At 72.6% G+C, this 19,558-nt stretch carries 24 protein-coding genes and 2 pseudogenes; 15 read left to right on the top strand and 11 right to left on the bottom strand.

Going from position 1 to position 19,558, the window contains the following annotated elements; genetic code table 11:
• Window positions 1-39: 39 nt before the first annotated feature.
• Window positions 40-243: a DUF5999 family protein gene (locus ACIRC0_RS26540; protein WP_403620194.1), complete on the bottom strand. Its 204-nt coding sequence runs from the start codon at window positions 241-243 to the stop codon at window positions 40-42.
• A gap of 235 nt (window positions 244-478) precedes the next feature.
• Here ACIRC0_RS26540 and ACIRC0_RS26535 point away from each other — a divergent pair, with 235 nt between their 5' ends.
• On the top strand, window positions 479-1,309 hold the full coding sequence (locus ACIRC0_RS26535; protein WP_403620191.1) for a pentapeptide repeat-containing protein: 831 nt from the start codon (window positions 479-481) through the stop codon (window positions 1,307-1,309).
• 84 nt (window positions 1,310-1,393) lie between these two features.
• Window positions 1,394-2,116, top strand: coding sequence for a DUF2470 domain-containing protein (locus ACIRC0_RS26530; RefSeq protein ID WP_403620188.1), 723 nt, complete (start codon window positions 1,394-1,396; stop codon window positions 2,114-2,116).
• A gap of 2 nt (window positions 2,117-2,118) precedes the next feature.
• Here the strand turns inward: ACIRC0_RS26530 and ACIRC0_RS26525 are convergent.
• The 3 genes and pseudogenes from ACIRC0_RS26525 to ACIRC0_RS26515 form a co-directional block, all read right to left on the bottom strand.
• Window positions 2,119-2,319: pseudogene (locus ACIRC0_RS26525) on the bottom strand (hypothetical protein); the annotation flags it as partial.
• Between the two features lie 43 nt (window positions 2,320-2,362).
• The gene (locus tag ACIRC0_RS26520) at window positions 2,363-3,640 is read right to left on the bottom strand and encodes an aromatic acid exporter family protein (protein WP_403620185.1); all 1,278 of its coding nucleotides are present in this window, start codon (window positions 3,638-3,640) and stop codon (window positions 2,363-2,365) included.
• Between the two features lie 86 nt (window positions 3,641-3,726).
• Window positions 3,727-4,221, bottom strand: coding sequence for an FBP domain-containing protein (locus tag ACIRC0_RS26515; RefSeq protein ID WP_403620182.1), 495 nt, complete (start codon window positions 4,219-4,221; stop codon window positions 3,727-3,729).
• An 87-nt stretch (window positions 4,222-4,308) separates the two neighbouring features.
• On the opposite strand from ACIRC0_RS26515, the gene ACIRC0_RS26510 reads away from it, so the two are divergent.
• On the top strand, window positions 4,309-5,283 hold the full coding sequence (locus ACIRC0_RS26510; RefSeq protein WP_403620179.1) for a DUF3626 domain-containing protein: 975 nt from the start codon (window positions 4,309-4,311) through the stop codon (window positions 5,281-5,283).
• Here ACIRC0_RS26510 and ACIRC0_RS26505 read toward each other — a convergent pair.
• Window positions 5,226-5,864: a PAS domain S-box protein gene (locus tag ACIRC0_RS26505; protein WP_403620176.1), complete on the bottom strand. Its 639-nt coding sequence runs from the start codon at window positions 5,862-5,864 to the stop codon at window positions 5,226-5,228. The genes ACIRC0_RS26510 and ACIRC0_RS26505 overlap by 58 nt on opposite strands.
• Window positions 5,865-5,972: 108 nt before the next feature.
• Between ACIRC0_RS26505 and ACIRC0_RS26500 the strand changes: the two genes are divergently transcribed.
• Window positions 5,973-6,485, top strand: coding sequence for a GNAT family N-acetyltransferase (locus tag ACIRC0_RS26500; RefSeq protein WP_403620173.1), 513 nt, complete (start codon window positions 5,973-5,975; stop codon window positions 6,483-6,485).
• A 44-nt stretch (window positions 6,486-6,529) separates the two neighbouring features.
• Here ACIRC0_RS26500 and ACIRC0_RS26495 read toward each other — a convergent pair whose 3' ends face one another.
• Window positions 6,530-6,808, bottom strand: a complete 279-nt coding sequence (locus ACIRC0_RS26495) for a hypothetical protein (protein WP_403620170.1) — start codon at window positions 6,806-6,808, stop codon at window positions 6,530-6,532.
• A gap of 348 nt (window positions 6,809-7,156) precedes the next feature.
• On the opposite strand from ACIRC0_RS26495, the gene ACIRC0_RS26490 reads away from it, so the two are divergent.
• The 3 genes and pseudogenes from ACIRC0_RS26490 to ACIRC0_RS26480 all read left to right on the top strand — a co-directional run bounded on the left by ACIRC0_RS26490 (window position 7,157) and on the right by ACIRC0_RS26480 (window position 8,310).
• Window positions 7,157-7,519 (top strand): hypothetical protein, encoded by a 363-nt coding sequence (locus ACIRC0_RS26490; RefSeq protein WP_403620167.1) that lies wholly within the window; start codon window positions 7,157-7,159, stop codon window positions 7,517-7,519.
• A pseudogene (locus ACIRC0_RS26485) lies at window positions 7,401-7,853 on the top strand (reductase); the annotation flags it as partial. The gene ACIRC0_RS26490 and the pseudogene ACIRC0_RS26485, both read left to right, overlap by 119 nt.
• 223 nt (window positions 7,854-8,076) lie before the next feature.
• Window positions 8,077-8,310, top strand: coding sequence for a hypothetical protein (locus ACIRC0_RS26480; protein WP_403620164.1), 234 nt, complete (start codon window positions 8,077-8,079; stop codon window positions 8,308-8,310).
• Window positions 8,311-8,421: 111 nt separating this feature from the next.
• On the opposite strand, the gene ACIRC0_RS26475 is transcribed toward ACIRC0_RS26480, so the two are convergent.
• From ACIRC0_RS26475 to ACIRC0_RS26465, 3 genes are all read right to left on the bottom strand, one after another.
• Window positions 8,422-9,390, bottom strand: coding sequence for an SDR family NAD(P)-dependent oxidoreductase (locus tag ACIRC0_RS26475; RefSeq protein ID WP_403620161.1), 969 nt, complete (start codon window positions 9,388-9,390; stop codon window positions 8,422-8,424).
• A gap of 400 nt (window positions 9,391-9,790) precedes the next feature.
• On the bottom strand, window positions 9,791-10,453 hold the full coding sequence (locus tag ACIRC0_RS26470) for an HAD family hydrolase (RefSeq protein ID WP_403620158.1): 663 nt from the start codon (window positions 10,451-10,453) through the stop codon (window positions 9,791-9,793).
• An 18-nt stretch (window positions 10,454-10,471) separates the two neighbouring features.
• Entirely contained in the window at window positions 10,472-11,533 is a 1,062-nt protein-coding gene (locus ACIRC0_RS26465) for a PHP domain-containing protein (protein WP_403620155.1), read from the bottom strand.
• A 97-nt stretch (window positions 11,534-11,630) separates the two neighbouring features.
• Here ACIRC0_RS26465 and ACIRC0_RS26460 point away from each other — a divergent pair, with 97 nt between their 5' ends.
• Window positions 11,631-11,867 (top strand): hypothetical protein, encoded by a 237-nt coding sequence (locus ACIRC0_RS26460; RefSeq protein WP_200423068.1) that lies wholly within the window; start codon window positions 11,631-11,633, stop codon window positions 11,865-11,867.
• A gap of 71 nt (window positions 11,868-11,938) precedes the next feature.
• On the opposite strand, the gene ACIRC0_RS26455 is transcribed toward ACIRC0_RS26460, so the two are convergent.
• A complete protein-coding gene (locus ACIRC0_RS26455) occupies window positions 11,939-12,478 on the bottom strand; it encodes a VanZ family protein (RefSeq protein WP_403620152.1) in 540 nt (179 codons plus the stop codon).
• A 260-nt stretch (window positions 12,479-12,738) separates the two neighbouring features.
• On the opposite strand from ACIRC0_RS26455, the gene ACIRC0_RS26450 reads away from it, so the two are divergent.
• Genes ACIRC0_RS26450 through ACIRC0_RS26425 form a run of 6 tightly spaced genes read left to right on the top strand, consistent with a single transcriptional unit; the run spans window position 12,739 to window position 16,464 of the window.
• A complete protein-coding gene (locus tag ACIRC0_RS26450; protein ID WP_403620149.1) occupies window positions 12,739-12,921 on the top strand; it encodes a hypothetical protein in 183 nt (60 codons plus the stop codon).
• Window positions 12,918-13,367, top strand: coding sequence for an MrpF/PhaF family protein (locus ACIRC0_RS26445; protein ID WP_403620146.1), 450 nt, complete (start codon window positions 12,918-12,920; stop codon window positions 13,365-13,367). The genes ACIRC0_RS26450 and ACIRC0_RS26445 overlap by 4 nt, the downstream gene beginning before the upstream one ends.
• Window positions 13,360-13,623, top strand: coding sequence for a Na(+)/H(+) antiporter subunit B (locus ACIRC0_RS26440; RefSeq protein ID WP_388569353.1), 264 nt, complete (start codon window positions 13,360-13,362; stop codon window positions 13,621-13,623). The genes ACIRC0_RS26445 and ACIRC0_RS26440 overlap by 8 nt, the downstream gene beginning before the upstream one ends.
• Window positions 13,620-14,363 carry a hydrogen gas-evolving membrane-bound hydrogenase subunit E gene (gene mbhE / locus ACIRC0_RS26435; protein ID WP_403620142.1) on the top strand — a complete coding sequence of 248 codons (744 nt, stop codon included), beginning with the start codon at window positions 13,620-13,622 and terminating at the stop codon, window positions 14,361-14,363. The genes ACIRC0_RS26440 and mbhE overlap by 4 nt, the downstream gene beginning before the upstream one ends.
• Entirely contained in the window at window positions 14,360-14,707 is a 348-nt protein-coding gene (locus tag ACIRC0_RS26430; protein ID WP_200423062.1) for a sodium:proton antiporter, read from the top strand. The genes mbhE and ACIRC0_RS26430 overlap by 4 nt, the downstream gene beginning before the upstream one ends.
• Window positions 14,707-16,464: a complex I subunit 5 family protein gene (locus ACIRC0_RS26425; protein ID WP_403620139.1), complete on the top strand. Its 1,758-nt coding sequence runs from the start codon at window positions 14,707-14,709 to the stop codon at window positions 16,462-16,464. Before ACIRC0_RS26430 ends, ACIRC0_RS26425 begins: the two co-directional genes overlap by 1 nt.
• Before the next feature lie 25 nt (window positions 16,465-16,489).
• On the opposite strand, the gene ACIRC0_RS26420 is transcribed toward ACIRC0_RS26425, so the two are convergent.
• The gene (locus tag ACIRC0_RS26420) at window positions 16,490-17,170 is read right to left on the bottom strand and encodes a DUF4230 domain-containing protein (RefSeq protein WP_403620136.1); all 681 of its coding nucleotides are present in this window, start codon (window positions 17,168-17,170) and stop codon (window positions 16,490-16,492) included.
• A gap of 198 nt (window positions 17,171-17,368) precedes the next feature.
• Between ACIRC0_RS26420 and ACIRC0_RS26415 the strand changes: the two genes are divergently transcribed.
• Complete coding sequence (locus ACIRC0_RS26415) at window positions 17,369-19,471, top strand: DUF1996 domain-containing protein (RefSeq protein ID WP_403620133.1); 2,103 nt, start codon at window positions 17,369-17,371, stop codon at window positions 19,469-19,471.
• Window positions 19,472-19,558: the final 87 nt, after the last annotated feature.

Below are 19,558 nucleotides of genomic sequence, written 5' to 3'. Positions count from 1 at the left end.
GCCGCCGGCTCCGGCCGCTGGGCAGGTGGCTGCGGCCACTCAGGCGTTCGCCCCGTCCAGTCTGCCGGTCGTGCGCAGCGGTGCCACCGCCCGTCCGTCCGGCAGCAGTTCGCCGGTGTCGTCGAAGACGATGGTGCCGTTGCACAGCCGATACCACCCCTGTTCGGGGTGGGCGGAGACGATGACCGCCGCGTCGTGGTCGGGGCGGTCGGCCGATGGGCACTCGGGCCGGTGCGTGCACATGACGTCTCTCCAGGGGTCGTACGAGGTCTGCCTCTGTGGTAGCGGAGTTTGTTTTCGTACGAGTGAGAGGACCCCCACGGTCCAGGAAACTCAACGGTGAGCTTTCCCGGCCCCGCGGTGCTCCGTTGCTGTGCTGTCCATGAGGCGACCGTACGTGCGCCGTGTTCCCGCGGCCACTCACCGGCCACCGGGCGGGTGCCGTCCCGGCACCGGAACCCCCGATTAGGGTGACGTCATGCACCCACCCTCCACCGACCGTTCCGACCTGCGCGGCGACTGCGGCTCCTGCTTCGCCCTGTGCTGTGTCGCGCTGCCCTTCGCCCGCTCCGCCGACTTCGCGGTCGACAAGGACGCCGGAACGCCCTGCCGCAACCTTGAGGGCGACTTCCGCTGCGGTGTCCACTCCGAGCTGCGGCAGCGCGGCTTCTCCGGCTGCACGGTCTACGACTGCTTCGGTGCGGGGCAGAAGGTCTCGCAGATCACCTTCGGCGGGCGGGACTGGCGCTCGGGCGACCGGGAGCACGCCCGGCGGATGTTCGGCGTGTTCCCCGTCGTGCGGCAACTCCACGAGCTGCTCTGGTACCTGACCGAGGCGCTCACCCTCCCCGCGGCCCGCCCGGTCCACGCCGATCTGCGCCGCATGCTGGAGGAGACCGAGCGGCTGACCCTCCGGACCGCCGAGGAGCTCGGCGAGTTGGATGTGGGCGCGCACCGGCAGCAGGTCAATGTGCTGCTGCTGCGCACCAGTGAGCTGGTCCGGGCCGGGACCGGCCGCCGTACGAAGGACCGGCGGGGCGCGGATCTCGTCGGCGCGCGTCTGAAGGGAGCCGACCTGCGCGGTGCCAGTCTGCGGGGCGCCTGTCTGATAGCCGCCGACCTCACGGGCGCCGACCTGCGCCACACGGATCTGATCGGCGCCGACCTGCGGGACGCGGACCTCACGGACGCCGATCTGACCGGCGCCTTCTTTCTGACCCAGCCGCAGATCAACGCGGCGCGGGGGAGCGCGGGCACCAGGCTCCCGGCGTCCGTCACGCGCCCCGCCCACTGGACGGCGCACCTCTGACGGTTCCGTGATGAACCCGGGGCCTGGTTGGCGCACACCCCGATCTCCGATAGGTTAGGCAAGGCTTACCTAAGGAGGTTGGGGATGGGTCACCGTCACGCCTGGACGGCCGCGCCGGTCGCGGCGGAGCGTGCCCGCTCGGTGCTCGCCGCCGCATGGTCCTGCGCCGTGACCGCGCGGGACGGACGGGAGGAGTTCACCGGCGCACACTCCGTCGCCGCCGACGGCCGGGTGCTCCTGCGCCCGCCCGAGGGCGGCGCACTGCTCACGGCCGCCCTGTGCGCTCCCCGGGGAGAGCCGTCCGTGGTGCTGGAGTTCGCCGATGTCGCGCCCGTTCCCGTACGGTCCCGGATCCGTGCCCGGCTGTGGCTCGCGGGCGAGGTCGAGCCCGAGGGAGACCAGCTCGCGCTGCGGCCGACGCGCATCGCGCTGCGCCGGGCGAACGGCGTGGTCGTCATCGACCTCGACGAGTACGCGAGCGCCGAGCCCGATCCGCTCGTCGCCGCCGAGGCCCGGCTGCTCACCCACCTCGCCGACGCCCACCCGGACGCCGTCCAGCGGCTGACCCGGCTCGTCGATCCGGGCAGCCTGCACGGCGCCGTACGCGTCCAGCCGCTCGCCGTCGACCGGCACGGGCTGACGCTGCGCATCGAGCGGGTCCGCGACCACGGCGACGTACGCCTGCCGTTCCCCGAGCCCGCGGACACGGTCCCGCAGCTCGCCGAACGCATGCACGCCCTGCTCGCGCAGGCCGCCCGGACCTGCCCGCGCGCACTGCTGCGGCAGCGCACGGACGGAGACCGCTGAGGCAGACACACCGGCAGCATCACGCCGCCGCGCGCCCGCCAATTCGCGGGCACCGTCTCCGCCTGGTCCTCCACCCGGCGTACGGGGAACTCGCCCAGCCCGGGCGGCAGCGGATGCGTGCCCGTCTCCGGCGGCCGCAGCGTCCGCATGAAGCGGACCCGCACACCGCCCGGCAGCAGCAGCCGGTTCCCGTCGATCCGCACCGCGCCCCTGCGCCCCGTCCCTCTCCCCGTCCGGTGGCCCGTCCTACCTGGAACGCCGGGGCGGCCCCGTGCGGTTCCGGCGTCGACGAAGGTCACGCATCCGGGTGAACCGGGGCTCGCGCACCAGGTCCCACAGCCTGGCCAGACGCGGGTTGCGCTCGCGCTGCTCCCGGGTGCCGCGGTCCAGCTCCTCGAGCAGGCGCCGGGTGCGGTGCTCGATGTCCAGCTCGTCCAGGATGCGGTTGACCTCGGTCAGCACCGCGCCGTGGAACTGCCACTGACGGCTGTCGCGTTGCACCTCCTCCAGCAGCAGCTGGGCCAGCTTGTCGCGGGTCGCGCCCGCCGTGACCAGCTCCTCGGCGAGCCGGGCCTCCGCGGACTCTGCGCTGCGGCTGACATCGGTGGTGACGAGCACCGCGAAGCTGACCACGGCGTCGCCGATCTCCGACAGCAGCCGGTCCAGCGTCGCCCCGATCTCCGACTCGAACAGCGGCTCGGGTTCCCGCTCCTTCGCCAGGTCGGCGAGGGTGCGGGAGATCACCCGCAGCACCACCGTGACGATCTCCAGCGTGTCGAGTCCGGTGCGCAGCACTATCCGGTGCAGCAGGCCCTCGCGGACCCGCGGGTTGAGCTTCAGACTGTCCTCGGCCTGCCGCAGCGCGGCGTCCACCAGGACGATGTCATGGTCCAGCCGGCGCGCTTCGTGCAGCCGTGCGGTCGCCTGCGCGGCCGGCGTGTGCCCCGCGGCCTCCTCGCCGACGCGCAGCATCAGCTGGCGGATCCGGCGCGCGAGCCCTTCGATGGACTCTTCGGCGGCCCCCAGCCACACCGGGGGCGCGATGAACAGATTGGTGGCGAGGCCGACCGCCGCGCCGATGAGCGTCTCCACGACCCGGGCCCAGGCGGTGCTGCCGACCTGGGTCACCCCGAGGACCAGCATGCCGCTGATCGCGACTTCCTGCACGAACTCTCTGACCCGTACGAGATGCCCCACGGCCAGCGAGGCCAGGATGATCAGGGCGAGGCTCCACCAGGTCAGGCCCACCAGAATGCTGAAGGCGATCGCGATGACGACTCCGGCCACCACGGAGTTCACCCGGCGCACACCGGTGGTGAGCGTCGCGTACAGCGTCACCTGCACGACGAGGAGCGCGGTCAGGGGCGCCGTCAGGGGAGCCGGCTCAGGGCTCAGGCGCAGGGCGACGACATACGCGACGGTCGCGGCCGCCGTCGAACGCACCGCCTGGACCACCTCGGGCTCCTGCCGCCACCTGGCGATCCGGGTGGCGGCCTGCGCCCAGGCATCACGGACATCTCGCATCCCCAACGCCTTTCCCTTGGCACCCAGGCATCGAACGTACACAACAGGCACCGCGGGCGTCGCCCGGGGGGCGACCCAGCGCGCGCTCAGGTGCCCAGTTTGTCCAGGAAGGCGGACAGGTTGGCCATCATCCGGGCGATCTGCTCCTCCGCCGTGAGGCTCTCCTGGAAGCGGCCCCCGGCCTCGGGCACCTTCTTTCCACGCACGTACAGCGAACACGCGAGGTCGGTGCAGATGTACACACCGACCGAGTTGCCCTCGCGGCCGGCCGCGCCCGCCTTCCGGGCCGTCATCAGGGACACGCCGCTGCCCGGGTGGGTGGTCAGGCACAGCGAACACATGCTGCGGTGCAGGAAGCCACGCTGTGAGGACGGGAAGCGCATCGCGACGCCGACGAGCCGGTCGGCGCGTTCGACGACCAGATAGCTGCGATCCGGTGCCCCCGGATCCCGCCAGCCCAGGAAGTCCAGGTCCTCCCAGGCGCGTTCGCCGAGGTCGCGGGGTATCGCCAGGCGTTTCGCCTCTCCCTTGGAGCAGTTGACAAAGGAGTTGCGGATGTCCTGCTCGGTGAGCGATCTCATGAGGAGTCCTTGCTCGGGTACGGAAGCCTGGCAGCCTAGGAGTCCTAGGTTTTTGCCTAAAGTAGTCGGTTCCATCGGGGGTGGCCAATGGATTTCAGGGGAGACGAACGAGCCGGATCCGGTGCCCTTGCGGCGGCCGAACGGGCGCTGCGGCACGTCGCGGCCCTCTCCTCGGGTCCCCCGGTACCCCGGGACCTGCGGCTGACCCTCAACTTCCATCCCGACCGGCTCGTGCGCGGCGGCCGGCCGATCCTGCGGGCACTGGCCGCGGACGGCGCGTACCGCTCGCAGTTCGTAACGGGCACCAGCAACGGCGGGCTCACCGCCCACCCCGGCGGTGACCGCTGGCGCTGGGAGAGCCGGATCTTCGGCGGCGCCTACGACACCGGACCCGCGCACCAGCGGCCGGCGTACGGCGCGCTGAACTTCCGCCGCCAGGTGGTCGGGGCGGCGCCGCGTTTCGGCTCCTCGCACTTCCGGCTGGCCGCCGCCACGCTGGAGCGGACCACGTTCTGCTACCCGGACAGCGCGGCCGAGCCGTGCCACTTCGGGGTGGCTGCGGGCATGCACCTCATCGAGCTGGCCGAGGCCGACCGCCAGGACGCCCTCAACGACTACATCGAGGCCCATGTGCACGGCCCGGTCGTGCTGGAGCGGGACGTGGAGGCGCTGGTCCTGGACGCGAGCTACCGCGGCACCCCCGTCGAGGCCGCCGCCCGCCTGTTGCCGTGCGCCGTGGAGTGGCACCCCGGGTACCGGCTCTCGGTGGCGGAGCTGCGCCGGCACGCGGACTACCGCGGCCCTCAGTACGTCGAGTTGGGGGAGCGGATCGCCGAGGACGGGTACCTGGATCCGAGGATCATCGGTGATGCGGTGCGCACGGGCCGGTACGTGCCGCAGGACCTGAAGATGGTGTGGCACTGCCTGGCGCGCTTCGGCGCGCCACAGGGGGCGGGGACGGCCCGTCCGGCAGGTACCCACGGCGGTGCGGCGCGGACCCCGGCTCAGCAGCCGGCCGCCTCCGGCGGCCACACCTCGGGCACGAGCACGCCCAGCGCGTAGGCGCGCGCCACCAGCTCCGTACGGTTCGCCGCGCCCCACCGCTGCGACAGACGCCGCAGGTGGTAGGTGACGCCGTCGACCGTGAGCCCGGTCTCGCGCGCCGCGCGGGCCGTGGTGGCGCCCCCGGCCAGCAGCGCCAGGATGCGGGCCTCGGCGGGGCCGGCGGGTGGGGCGGCGGGCGCCCGGTCCGGTTCCGGGCACTCGCCGAGCACGCGTACCAGGACCAGCAGCGCGGGCATCGCCTCGACCGAGTCGCTGACCGGGTCGGCGGTCAGCTCGCCGTGCCGCCGCACCCCGTCGGCGGCGTCCCAGCACACCGACACCGGATAGCGCGAACGGTGCCGTAACCGCAGTGCCTGCGCGACGCGCTCGATCTGGGTCGGCTCCTGCGGACGGAACCGGTCCAGCACGTTCCGCCCGCGCAGACCTCCCGGTGTCGCGCCCCACTCGGTGGCCATCGCCGGATTGGCCAGCACGATCGCCCCGTGCACGTCGCGCACCGCGACCGGCATCGGGATCCGGTCGAAGAGCGTCAGCGCCCGGTTCCGCCACACGACCGCGGCCTGGGGTTCCGAGTCCATCACGCCCCTCTCACCACGTTCCGCGATCAACGATAGACGCCCAGGTCAGAGGCATGACCCCGGGTAGGCGCGGGGCCGTTGTCAGACCCGGGCCCTAGGGTGAGCGCCATGGACACCACGGACGCGCGACAGGTTCGGCTCGAGCCCTGGGCCGAGGACGACTTCTGGCTGCTGAGCAGGACCAACAGCCCGGAGATGACGGAGCACTTGGGCGGTCCCGAGACCGAGGAGCGACTCGCCGCGCGGCACCGGCGCTATCTCGCTCTCGAAGCGGGCCGGATGTACCGGATCACGCTGGCGGACAGCGGCGAGGCGGTGGGGTCGATCGGCTTCTGGGAGCGGTCGTGGCGTGAGGCGACGGTGTGGGAGACCGGGTGGGGCGTACTGCCCGAGTTCCAGGGACGGGGCCTCGCCGTCCGGGCGGCCCGCGCGGTGGCCGAGGCGGCGCGAGCCACCGGCCCCCACCGGTATCTGCACGCGTTCCCGCGGGTGGACCACCCCGCCTCCAACGCGGTCTGCCGCAAGGCCGGCTTCGAACTGCTCGGACAGGTCGACTTCGAGTACCCCAAGGGGCAGTGGGCCAGATCCAACGACTGGCGCATCGACCTCGCTCGCACCTGACAGCAGGCCGGGCCGCCGCGGCCTGCCCCAGGGCCTGTCCTGCCCTAGGCGCTCCCAGGCGGTTCCTCCGCCTGTGCCAGCACCTCCGCCTCGACATCGGCGCGCGTCCGGCCGTGGGACTTCGCGTACTCGGTGAGCTCGGCCTGAAGGTCCCGGTCGAGGTCGCGCCAGGCGCGCCACGCGGTCTCGTACGTGTCGGTCTGCTGCTTGGTCCATGCCGTGGCGGTGGGCGAGCCGTACTTCTCGCGCAGTTCGGCGGTCCGCACCTGGGCCTCTTTCGCCGCGCGCTGCATCTCCACGATTTCTTCAAATGTCTTCGCCACGGCCCCGGATCCTAGGCGCGCGCACCAGGGGCCGGGTCCCGCGACCCGCATGAGAGGACCGAGATCGACCGGTCGGCCCTAGACGATGTCCGGCAACGCCGTCTTGCGCACCACGGCCGGGTTGGCAAGGCCCGGCCGGTCCTTTCCACTGCGGATTCATGTAGTCGCCCGGCACGGACCCCGGCGACCGACGGCCAAGCTGGTGGCAGGAGTTCCGTACCGCGAAAGGCAGTTGTCGCGCCATGCCCCCCCACCGCGCACCCGCAGACCACCCTCGGCACCCCGCACGGCGTCCCCGTTGCCGACATCTCCGACATCGGCCCCGGCCGCACCCCGATCCAGCAGGCCATGGAGCTGATGCGCCGGCACGGCCCTGTGCTGGTGCGCCGGCTGCACAGGCGCGACGTCCTGTTCGTGGCCGACCTCGACCTGGTCACCGACCTCTCCGACGAGGCGCGCTTCGCCAAGGCCGTGGGCCCCGCCCTGGAGAACGTCCGCGAGTTCGCCGGGGACGGCCTGTTCACCGCGTACAACGACGAGCCCAACTGGGCCAGGGCCCACGACATCCTGATGCCCGCCTTCGCCCTGGGCGGTCCTCATGGTCGCGGCCGGTGCCGGACTCGCCCCGTTCCGCGGCGCGATCGCGGACCGGGTGCGGGCGCTGACCAAGGGCGCCCGGCTCGCCCCGGCCGTCTGCTACTTCGGCTGTGACGCGCCGGACGCGGACGTTCTGCACGCCGAGGAGCTGCGGGCCGCCGAGGCCGCCGGTGCGGTCTCGCTGCGCCCCGCGTTCAGCGCGGCGCCCGTCGACGGTGTGTCCTTCTTGCAGCACCGCATCGCCGCCGAGGCCGACGAGGTGTGGCGGCTGCTCGATGCCGGGGCCCGCGTGTACGTGTGCGGGGACGGCTCCCGTATGGCTCCGGGCGTCCGCGAGGCGTTCCGGGCGCTGTATGCCGAGCGGGTGCCGGGTGGGGACTCCGGACGGTGGCTGGACGAGCTGATCGTCTCGGGGCGTTATGTCGAGGACGTGTACGCGGCCGGGTGACGGCACCGAAGGGCGGCCGCCGCGAGCTGCCGCGGCCCCGTCCGGAGGGGTGCCCGGTCGGTCACGGCCACTGTCCGCCCTGAGCCACCCGCCGGTTTCCCTGGTCGACCCGGCACCGCCGGTTTCGGGGACCCTCCCCGCGGTACTCGCCGCCTCGCCCGGAAGGGCCCTGCTCCGTGCGGGGCCCGCCGTGCCGGCAAATGAGAGGAATGGAGTGATCGCCGTGACCGAGCACCGGCATGAGGGTCCCGGCGAGACCGTGGATCCGGTTCCGCGGGACATGCCGGACCAGCAGGCCCACGAGGGCGAGGACCGGTGGGACGCCCGCCCCGCGAAGGGGGGCACCGATGCCCCTGACGTCCCCGACACGGACGAGGCGGGCACCGGCAGGCAGGGTGCCCCGCGCGCGGGGTCCGTCCACCCGGAGGGCCCCGTACCGGACGAGTCCCCGGACTGACCGCCTCGTCGCCGACGTACCGGCTGCGCCGCCGACCCGTGGAGCCCTCGCGCTCCAAGGGTCGGCGGCGCGGTCACGTCCGCGGACGCCGAGCGGCCGAGCCACCCGCTCTCAGGAGCCGGACGCGAACGCGTCGACGTCCGTCAGGTCCGCGGACACCTCCCACAGGCGCGCCGCCTGCTCCGGATCGATCGCCCAGTCCTTCACCCCGCTGCGGCCGCCGTCCGCCGGTGCGGGCTCGGCGATGTCGCAGTCCTCGCAGTACAGCCCGCCCATGCCGTCCAGTCGGGGCGAGGTCGCCGCCCACACCTGGGTGGCCGCACCCTGCTCGGGTGTCTTGAAGGCGTCCGGGTCCACCAGGGCGCCCGTCTCGTCGATCCAGCCCCGCTCGACCATCTCCTCCTTGGCGAGGTGACGCTGCAGCGGGGTGAGGATGCCGCCGGGGTGCAGCGAGAAGGCGCGGACGCCGTCCTTGCGGCCCAGCCGGTCCAGATGCACGGCGAACAGGACGTTCGCGGTCTTCGCCTGGCCGTAGGCCTCCCACTTGTCGTACCCCTGCTTGAAGTGCAGGTCGTCCCAGCGGATCCCGGACCTGTGGTGGCCGGTCGACGACACGGACACCACGCGCGCCCCGCCCGGTGCGATCGCCGGCCACAACCGGTTCACGAGCGCGTAGTGGCCGAGGTGGTTCGTGGCGAACTGCGCCTCCCAGCCAGGCCCCACCCGTGTCTCCGGGGTGGCCATGATCCCGGCGTTGTTGATCATGATGTCGATGGACCGGTCCGACGCGAGGAACCGCTCGGCGAACTCGCGCACGCTCTGAAGGTCACCGAGGTCGAGCTCGTCCACCTCGACCCGGTCGAGCCCCGCCAGAGCCTCCTGAGCGACATCCCGGCGCCGCGCCGGGACCACCACCCGGGCGCCCGCCTTGACGAGCGCCCGCGTCGTCTCCAGGCCGAGCCCGGAGTAGCCGCCCGTCACCACCGCGAGCTTGCCGCTGAGGTCGATTCCCCGAAGTACGTCGTCGGCGGTGCTCCTGGCGTCGAAACCCGACCCGATCCTGTGCTGTGCAGTGCTCATGCGAGGACGCTACGAATTGGAGTGCGCTCGAAGTCAAGCCGGTGCCGTCCCGGGGCACCAGGACGTACGGCTTGGGATGTGCGGCGTGGGGGGCGTGCGGCCCGGGCGGCGGGCGTCAGGCCGTGCGGGGCCGGGCGTGTGCGGGCAAGGGAAAGCCCCGACCGGACGGGGGAATACCGGTCGGGGCAGTCTGTGTGGGCGCACACGGCGGTCGCCTCTCGGCGAAAGGCTCCACAGGGCTTCAGCCGAACGATCGTCCCTGTGGGCGGAAGGTGAGGCCCGGGGACCCTGTCCCGTGCGCTCCCACGGCTCGTTCAACAGAAAACTACCGGTCGGTGTTCCGGAAAATCCAGCCGCCCGAGGTGATCTGCATCACTTCGCGACGCGTGCGGTCCGCCGTCTACGTATCCGGGGCCAGCGGACTGTCCCCCAGCATGGCCAGCAGATGCGCCGGATCCCGGTAGATCGCGCGCGCCCCGGCCTCCTGGAGATCCGCGCTCGGAATGCCCCCGGACAACAGGCCGACGCACGTCACTCCGGCCCGTGTCCCCGCCCGCATGTCCCACACCGTGTCGCCCACGAACACCGCCTGCTCGGGCGGCACCCCGGCCAGCTCCAGGGCATGCTCCACGGGCTCCGGCGCGGGCTTGCCCGCCGCCACGTCGTCCGCGCTCGCCGTCGCCGCGATCGCGTCGTCCGCCCCGATCGCCCGCCTCAGCGCCGACAGCTCCCGCCCGCTCGCCGAGGTGGCGAGCACGACGTTCCAGCCGTCGTGGTCGAGCCGGCGCAGCAGCCGTCCGGCGTCCTTGAGCGGCGGCAGACGGTCGAAGTACGTGCCGTACAGGGTCGTGTGCGCGGCCACCAGCATGTCGACCTCGTCCCGGTCCCGCCCGCCCAGCAGATGGGCGATCAGGTCCTGGGAGCCGAGGCCCACCGCCCGGTGGATGGCGTGCATCGGCACCTGGTGACCCGCCTGCCGGAACGCCTCCCACCACGTCGTGACATGCAGATGATTTGTGTCGACGAGGGTTCCGTCCACGTCGAACACGGCCGCCCGTCCCATGCTCGGTCCTCTCCTCCCTCAGGTACCGGGCCGGGTACCACGCGCCGCGCCGGCCACACGCGGGGGAACCCGCCGCTCACGGGTCCAGGCCAGCAGCTCCTCGGCGGTCCAGGTCGTGACCACACGGTCCACGGGCACCTGGCACTCCTCGGCCCGGGCGCAGCCGTTGATCTGCCAGTCCAGTTGCCCGGGCGCGTGGGCGTCGGTGTCGATCGCGAACAGCACCCCCGCCTCGACCGCCCGGCGCAGCAGTCGACGCGGCGGGTCCAGCCGCTCGGGCCGGCTGTTGATCTCCACGGCCGTACCGGACTCGGCGCACGCGGCGAACACCGCGTCCGCGTCGAACTCCGACTCCGGGCGCCCGCGCCCGGTGATCAGCCTTCCGGTGCAGTGGCCGAGCACGTCGGCCAGGGGATTGCGGACCGCCGCGATCATGCGGCGCGTCATCGAGCGCGCGTCCATGCGCAGCTTCGAGTGCACCGATACGACCACGACGTCGAGCCGGTCCAGGAGTTCTGGGTCCTGGTCCAGTGAGCCGTCCTCGAGGATGTCGCACTCGATGCCGGTCAGCAGCCGGAAGGGCGCCCACTCCTCGTTCAGCGCGGCGACCACGTCCAGCTGCTCGCGCAGCCGCTCCGCGGACAGCCCGCGGGCGACGGTGAGCCTGGGGGAGTGGTCGGTGAGCGCCGCCCACTCGTGTCCGAGCAGCGCCGCCGTGCGGCCCATCTCCTCGATCGGGCTGCCTCCGTCCGACCAGTCCGAGTGCAGATGGCAGTCGCCGCGCAACAGCGCCCGCAGCCGCTCGCCGCCCCGCTTCGGCGCGGTCCCGGCCTCCTGCTCCAGCTTCTCCAGGTAGCCGGGGACCTGCCCGGCCACAGCCTCCCGCACCACCTGGGCGGTGGTGGGACCGATGCCCTTGAGCGACTCCAGGGTCCCGGCGGCCGCGCGCTCGGCGACCTCGTCCGCGGGCAGAGCGGCCACCACGGCGGACGCGGTGCGGAAGGCCCGTACGCGGTAGGTGGGGGCCTGGGCCCGCTCCAGCAGGAACGCGATCCGGTCCAGCGCTGTGACGGGGTCCATCGGCACCTCCCTCCTCAAGCGTTGCCCAGCCGGGTGCGGCCCGCACGACGGGCGCGTCCGGCCGCCCCGGAGCGCGGACCGCTCTACCCTCGATTGCATGACCGAAATCGCGAGTCCCCACATCTCCCGTCCGCGGATCGTGGTGCTCGGGGTCCAGCCGGGCGACCCGCCGTTCCGGATCGTGGAGGTCGACGGTGAGGTGGTCGGCGCGGCGCACTCGCTCACCGACGTGCTGGCGCTCGCCGCGGAGGCGGGCGTCCTGGTCCACGACTGCGACGACCCGGACATGGTCCGCTGGGTGGGCGGCGGCAAGTTCCGCTGGACGCCGCACTAGCCGGTACGACGACCCGGTACGACGACCCGGTACGACGACCTGGTACGACGGCTCGGCGCGAGGCCGTTGCCTCAGGCCTTGCGCGGCTTGCGCGCATGCACGGCCCGCCCCAGCCTGCGCCCCACCAGCAGATGGCCGAGCAGCGCGCCCGCGGTGTTGAGGATGACGTCGTCGATGTCGAAGGCCCGCCCGGTGACGACCGCGCCCTGCACCAGTTCGACCAGCAGCATCACGCACGCGGTGACGAAACCCACGCGCAGGATGCCCCGCGCCCCGGGCGCCAGTACCGGCAGCAGGATCCCGAACGGAACACCGAGCAGTACGTTCCCGCCGATCTGCCGCACGGCGTCGCGCGCCCCGGACTGGTCCAGATAGGCGCGCAGGGAACGCCCCGGATGCAGATTGCTGTGGACCAGCGCCCGCGACGCGGGCGACGGCTCCAGCGTCAGCCGGGCCAGCGCGGCGGCGAACGCCACCATCGCCACGAAGGCCAGGGCCATGGCCAGCAACCGCAGCGGAAGCGGCAGCGGCCGCCGTTCCCGCTCAGGGGCCGTCTGTGTCCGGCGGAGACCGGACCTGGCGGCCAGTGCGCGCAACGCCGGATGTGCCATCGCTTCCTCCCGTGTCAACTTCCCTCCAGGCGAAGCTGGTTACCCGCTATCGCGGCATCGAAGCGCGGTGGTGCGCAAGCCGGGACAGCCGTCCACCACTGATGAGCCTGAGGCATACCGCCGTCGGTTTCCCCGCCCGTAGGCGGGGCACTCCGAGCAGCAGCCAGTCGCGCGCGCCGCCACCCCCCGCGGCCCGTGCGGTGCTTGGATGACACCCGGATATTTCGGACTTCCACGGCGACGATGGACGGAGGCGGTGCATGAACGCGCGTACGACATTCCGGGCCGCCGTCGAGATCGTCCTCTGGTGGGGCGGCCTCACCGTGCTCTGGATCGTTCTCATCAGCTCCATCGACACCCTGGAGTGGGCCGTCGGCGCGTCGGCCGCACTCGTGGGCGCCGTCGCGGCACGCGCCGCACGACGGGCGGTGGGCGCCCGGTGAACGGCTGGACGCTCACGGCCACGATCGCACTCGGCGCGGGCGTCGGCGCCACGGTGTGGGGTGTCTCGACCGGACCGCTGCGCCGCCGGGTCGTCGCCCAGAACCTGTCCAGCGCGGTCGCCTGCCCCGGACTGCTGCTGCTGTCCCAGGGGTTCGGGCGCACGTCGTACGTCGACCTCGCGCTCCTGCTGGCCCTGCTGGGGCCGGTCGGCACCCTCGTCTTCGCCCGGCTGCTCGCCGACGAACTGGCCGAGGACCCGCCGCAGGCCCGGGGCATCACCCTCGCCGTCGCGGGATACGGGGCCGTGGTGGTGCTGGTGCTGTGCGCCGTCACCGGGCCCGGGCGTGCGATGGTCAAGCTGCTGGTCGTCGGGGCACTGCTGATCAGCGGCAACCTCATCGCCTCCCGGGCGCTCGCGGGCGGATTCGGGAGCCACCGTGGATGACCCGCTGATCGTCGTCGCCCTGCTGCTCGTCGCCGCCTCCGCGACCGCGGCCGTCGCCACCCGCGACCCCGCCCGCCAAGCCCTCGTCCTCGCCCTGCTCGGCCTGTGTCTGGCCGTGCTGTTCACGGTGGTGCAGGCCCCCGACGTGGGCCTGTCGCAGCTCGCGGTGGGGTCCGCGGTCACCCCGCTGCTGATCATGCTCTCGGTGCGCAAGGTCAGGAGGAAACCCAAGGGCGGGAAGGGGGAGGAGCGATGACGCGGCGCGTCCGGGTGGTCGTGCTGGCTCTCGGAGGCGCCTGCATCGCGGCCCTCCTCGTCGCCGCCTGCCTCGACCTGCCCTCCTTCGGCGGCTCCCGGCACCCCTACGGAGACCGGGCCGTCCACGCCTCCCTGTCCCGGCAGACCGCCAACACCATCGCCTCCGTCAACTTCGACCTGCGCGCCTTCGACACGCTCGGCGAGATGAGCATCCTGTTCGCGTCCGTCCTCGGCACGGTCGTCCTGCTGCGCCAGACCCGCGACGAGAAGCGCGCCACGCCGGAACCGGAGGCGGTCGCGCCACCCGTCCGCCGGTATGCGCTGATCGTGCTGCCGGTCGCCGTCCTCACCGGCCTCTACGTCATCGCGCACGGCCAGCTCAGCCCCGGCGGCGGCTTCCAGGGCGGAGTCGTCGCCGCGACCGGTCTGCACCTGCTCTACCTCGGCGCCGACTACCGCGCACTGGAACGTGTCCGGCCGATCGACGTGTACGAGATCGGCGACGCGCTCTCCGCCTCCGGCTACCTCGTGACGGGGCTCGCGGGTGTCCTCGCCGGCACGGCGTTCCTCGCCAACACGCTCCTGCCGTACGGCACGTTCAACACGCTGTCGTCCGGCGGAATCGTGCCGGTGCTGAACGCCGCCATCGGCATGGAGGTGACCTGCGCGATCGTCGTCCTGCTCGCACGCTTCCTGGACCAGGCCGTCGAAATCGAGGAGGAGGACGGGAACCGATGAGCGTACTGCCGTACCTCGTGGCCGTCTGGATCTTTCTGACCGGCTGCTACGGCCTCGCGACCAGCCGCAACCTGATCCACGCGGTCGGCTGCCTCGCCGTCTGCCAGTCCGCCACCTACGTCCTGCTGCTCGCCGTCGGCTACCGCGACGGCGGCACCGCGCCCGTCTTCTCCGACCTCAAGCCCGGCTCACGGCCCGTCGTGGACCCTGTCGTACAGGCGCTCACCCTCACCGACATCGTCGTCGGCGCCACCGTCACCGCCCTGCTGCTCGCCCTCGTCATGCAGGTCGCCAAGCGCCACGGCACGGTCGACCCCGACGAACTGCGGGAGTTGCGCGGCTGATGAACCACCTGCTGCCGCTGCTCGTCGCCGTCCCGCTGCTCGGCGCCGGAGCGCTGGTCGCCTGCGGACGCCGGCTGCCCCGCGTCGTCGCCGAGAGCGCCGGGTGCGCCCTGTCGGCCGGCACCGCCGGGCTGGCGGTGTGGCTGCTCCTCAACTCCTCGCCGCCGCTGACCGAATGGGTCGGTGCCTGGACACCCGTGGGCGGCGAGAGCGTCGGCATCGTCCTCGTCGGGGACGGCCCCGGGCTCGGGATGGCCGCTCTCGCCTCCGTGCTGACGCTGGCCGCCCTCGGGTACTCCTGGCGCTACTTCGAGGAGCCGCCCCGTGGGCACGCCGGTTCCTACCCCGCCCTCATGCTGCTGTTCCAGGGCGGCATGTGCGGCTTCGCGATCACCGGCGACCTGTTCAACGCCTTCGTGTTCTTCGAGTTGATGGGCACCGCGGCCTACGCCCTGACCGGCTACCGGGTCGAGGAGGCCAAGGCCGTCCAGGGCGGCCTGACCTTCGGCATCATCAACTCCCTCGGTGCCTACGCCATGCTCATGGGCATCGGACTGCTCTACGCGCGCACCGGTGAACTCGCCATGACCAAGCTGGGACGCGGGCTCGACGCCCACGGTGGACCCGACGCGCTGACCCTCGCCGCATTCGTCCTCGTCCTGACGGGGTTGCTGGTCAAGGCCGCCGCGGTGCCGTTCCACTTCTGGCTGCCCGACGCGCACGCCGTAGCGCCCACTCCGGTGTGCATGCTGCTGTCCGGCGTCATGGTCGAACTCGGCCTGTACGGGGTCTGGCGCGTCTGCACCACCGTCTTCTCGGGTCCCGGCGGGATTCCGGCGGCCGACCTGGAGCGGGCCCTGGTCGTCCTCGGCATCCTGACCGGCGTCGTCGGCGCCCTCATGTGCTGGCAGCAACGGCACATCAAACGGCTCCTGGCGTGCTCGACCATCGCCCACATGGGGCTGTTCCTCGTCGGGGTCGGCACGCTCGTGCCCGAGGCGGACGACGGGGTCGCCCTGTACATCCTGGGCCACGCCGGAGCCAAGGCCGCCCTGTTCGCCTGCACCGGCCTCCTGCTCGACCGGTTCGGCTGTGTCGACGAGGCGGCGCTGCACGGCAGCGGCCGTCCCCTGCGCGGCGTCGCGGTGATGTTCGTGCTCGGCGGGCTCGCGCTCGCCGGACTGCCCCCGTTCGGCACCTCCCTCGGCAAGGCGGTCCTCGAGGAGGCGGGCGGGCCGCTGACCGTGCTCTACGTCGTCGTGTCCGCGGTGACGGGCGGCGCGGTCCTGCGGGTCGCGGCCCGCGTCTTCTACGGGCTCGGGCCTCAGCCGCAGGTCGATGCGTCGTACGAGACCACCGGCACCGGAGAGGAACCCGAGACCCGGCACCGGCTGCGCCGCATCCCGGACACCATGACGGCCGTGCCCGCCGTGCTGCTCGCCGCGTCGCTCGCGGTGGGCGTCGTCCCCGGCTTCGCGCAGACGGTGGCGCGCTCCGTGAACGAGGCCGGCTCGGGCGGTGCGGCCGTCTCGGTCCACTGGACCGCGGCCGGCGTCCTGCTGGGGCTCGCCTCCACGGTCCTCGCCCTCGCCCTGGCCGCACTCGCCGTCGCCCGCCCCGGACTGCTCGCCCTCCGGGCGTGGACGCTGCCACTGCGCCGGCTGCAGTCCGGGCACATCGGGGACTACGTGGCATGGGTCCTGGCGGGCGCGGCCCTGCTCGGGGTGCTCGCCCTGCCGGCCGTCCTGACCGGCTGAGAGCCCCGGACAGAGGGCAGGGGGCTCAGGTGCCGTAGTAGACCTTCACCTCCTTGAAGCCGAGGGACTTCAGCAGCCCGTCGAGCATGCTGGTGGTGTTCGTCTCGGCGCGGCCGGTCAGTTCGCTCTCCTTCGCGGCCTCGGCGATGTGCTGGACGGCCAGTTTCTGCACGGCCTGCTCACTGCCCGGGTTGTCCGAGAAGAAGTCGCCGATGCGGTCGAGCAGGCCGCGCTGTTTGGAGACGGCGTACGAGCGGTCGGGGTCGAGCGCGGGCTTGCCCAGGGCGGCGTGGGGGAGCCGGATGGTGGCGGACGTGCGGTCGCCGTCGACCTTGACGTCCTGATCGCCGACCTTGCCGAGGTCGACGTAGGCGTCGACGGTGCCCGCGCCGACGTACAGGGTGCGGGTGCCGCGGATCGCCGACGGCAGGAACCTGGAGTCCTTCTCCAGGTCCACGACCACCTGGAAGTTGCCCGAGGCGGCCTGGTAACGGCTCATGTCCTGGATGGACTTCAGCAGTGCGGGTCCGGACCGGTCGTGCGTGTCCGTGCCGAACAGGTCACGCAGCCCCGGGAACACGCTCAGCCGCAGCCCGGCGAAGAACACCGCGAGCAGGGCGACGAGCGCGACGACGGCCTTGCCCCAGCCGGGCATCCGCCGCCTCGCGGCCACCGATGAGGGTGCCTGCTTCGTGGACGTCGTCATCTCGACAGTCCTCCCTTCTGACAAGCGGTTGCCCGCCGGGAGCCTTGCTCGAACGCGGTCCTGGGCGCCGGGGAAGCGAACGGCGTGGCCATGAGGTCGCTGTGAATTTCCGGTGCGGTTGAACACGGGCGGGTTCCGCCACGTACACGGAGGGAGGCTTTCCATGCCGAGCCGGTCAACACCTGTAGGAGCACTGCCTTGAGACGCAATTCGCGTAGACGTCCAACGGGCGCACGGCGCGCGACCTTTGCAGCGGTCGCGCTGATATTGGGCGGAGGGGGGCTGGTAGCGGCGAACGTCTACGCCTCGGCGACCGAGGGCGGCTGGGGCGGCTCGGAACAGGGCGGCGGCGACCGGGTCCTTGCCGCCGGAACCGTCACCATCGACTGCCCGGACGTCGGCCAGAAGCTGACCGACGTGCCGGACGCGGCCAAGCCGCAGGTCGACACGGAACTGGCGACCCTGGACCAGCAGATCACCGAGGCCTACGACCGGCTGGCGTCGACGCGCCAGGCGCAGGCGGGCGACACGAGCTACGTCCAGAACTCCATTCTCGGCCCGCTCAAGGACCGGCGCGCCGCGGTGATCGACCGGATCAAGACCGACTACCAGCGGGCGGGCGGCACCGCCCCGGGCGCGATCGACGGCATGGCGGCGTGCACGGGGATACCGGCCGACCAGGCGCAGCCCTCAACCGGTGGCCAGAGCGACAACGGCGGACAGCAGAACAACGGCGGCGACGCTCAGAACAGCGGCGGGCAGCAGAGCGGCAACGGTCAGGACAACGGCGGGCAGCAGGGCGACGGCGGTCGGACGGACACGAGCGGGCCCGTCGCCTCCGACTTCGTGGACATCCGGACCGTGCAGCCGAACGTCGGGGGACCCGGCCGGCAGGCCGGCGGCTCCACCGGTTCGTTCGAGACCAAGTGCGGTGTCGACGAGAACAAGAACCACAACACCGACAACGTGATCGTGGCGCCCGGCGTGAAGAACGGCGCGCACCACCTGCACGACTACGTCGGCAACCAGTCGAACGACGCCTTCGCCACCAACGACACGTTCGCAGCGGCGCAGACCAGTTGCCAGGACCAGCAGGACAAGTCGTCGTACTACTGGCCGGTGCTCCGCGTGCAGGACGGCACCCAGGACTTCGACCAGAACGCCGACGGCGGCGGCAAGGAAGGCAACGTCGGCCGGATCCTGGTGGCCCGGCAGGCCGAGATCAGGTTCACCGGCAGCCCGACGAGCAAGGTCGTGGCCATGCCCCGGTTCCTGCGGATCATCACCGGTGACGCCAAGGCCTTCACCAACGGCCCCAAGAACGCCAACGCGCACTGGAGCTGCACCGGCTTCGAGGACAAGGTGCAGCTGACGGACAAGTACCCGATCTGCCCGCAGGGCAGCGAGGTGGTGCGGTCGTTCGCGTTCCAGAGCTGCTGGGACGGCCAGAACATCGACAGCGCCAACCACCGCACGCATGTGGCCTTCGCCGACGGGAGCGGCACCTGCCCGAACGGCTTCAAGGCGATCCCGCAGCTGACGATGCGTCTGGTGTACGACGTGCCGCAGCCGGTCGTCGAGAACGGCCAGGTGAGGAACGCCTACGCCGTGGACGGCTTCCCCGAGCAGTTGCACAAGCCGATCACCGACCACGACGACTTCATCAACGTCATGACCGACGAGCTGATGAACCAGGTGGTCGACTGCGTCAACACCGGCAAGCGGTGCGGTGGCGACGCCGGCGACCAGCCGCAGAACACGCCGTCACCGTCCGCCGACGCACCCTCCGGCGGCGGCAACGCCGGGTCCGGCTCGACCACCGCGCCCGGCGGCGGGACGGGATCCGCCCCGGCCGCCACACCCGGTGGCGCCGGAAACGGCTCCGTCATCCCCGGCTCGCAGCCGGCGCAGCCCTCGACGGCCGCCCCGGCCACCACGGCGCCGGCCGGCGGCGCGGGTGACGGCCGCGGCGGGGCGACGCCCCGAGTCCCCGCGACCCCGTCCGCAGCCGGCGGCGCGGTCGCCCAGCCGCGCAGCGCCTCGGAAGGGCACCACACCGGCGCGGCCACGCCTCCCGCGGCGACCTCGCCCACCATCGGGGAGGCGACCTCAGCTCCGTCCGCCGTCTCCTCCACGGCCCCGGCCGCCGACCCCTCCACCGCGCCGGGGACCGCGCCCCAGTCGGTCTCGGGTGGCGGGCTGGCGGAGACCGGTGCGCACCTGTGGCCGGCCGCGGCCGGCGCGGTCCTGGTGATCGCGGGTCTGGTGGTGCTGCGCCGGAACGCACGCAGGTCCTTCTGACCCGCGTTCGTGCCACAGGGAAGAGCGGCGGGACCTGCCCGGTTCGGACAGGTCCCGCCGCTCTCCGTTTCCGCCGCGTCCCGAACG

The organism is Streptomyces sp. NPDC093984 (assembly GCF_044764595.1).
Taxonomy (GTDB): Bacteria; Actinomycetota; Actinomycetes; order Streptomycetales; family Streptomycetaceae; genus Streptomyces; species Streptomyces cynarae.
This window is presented reverse-complemented; position numbering and strand designations above follow the sequence as displayed.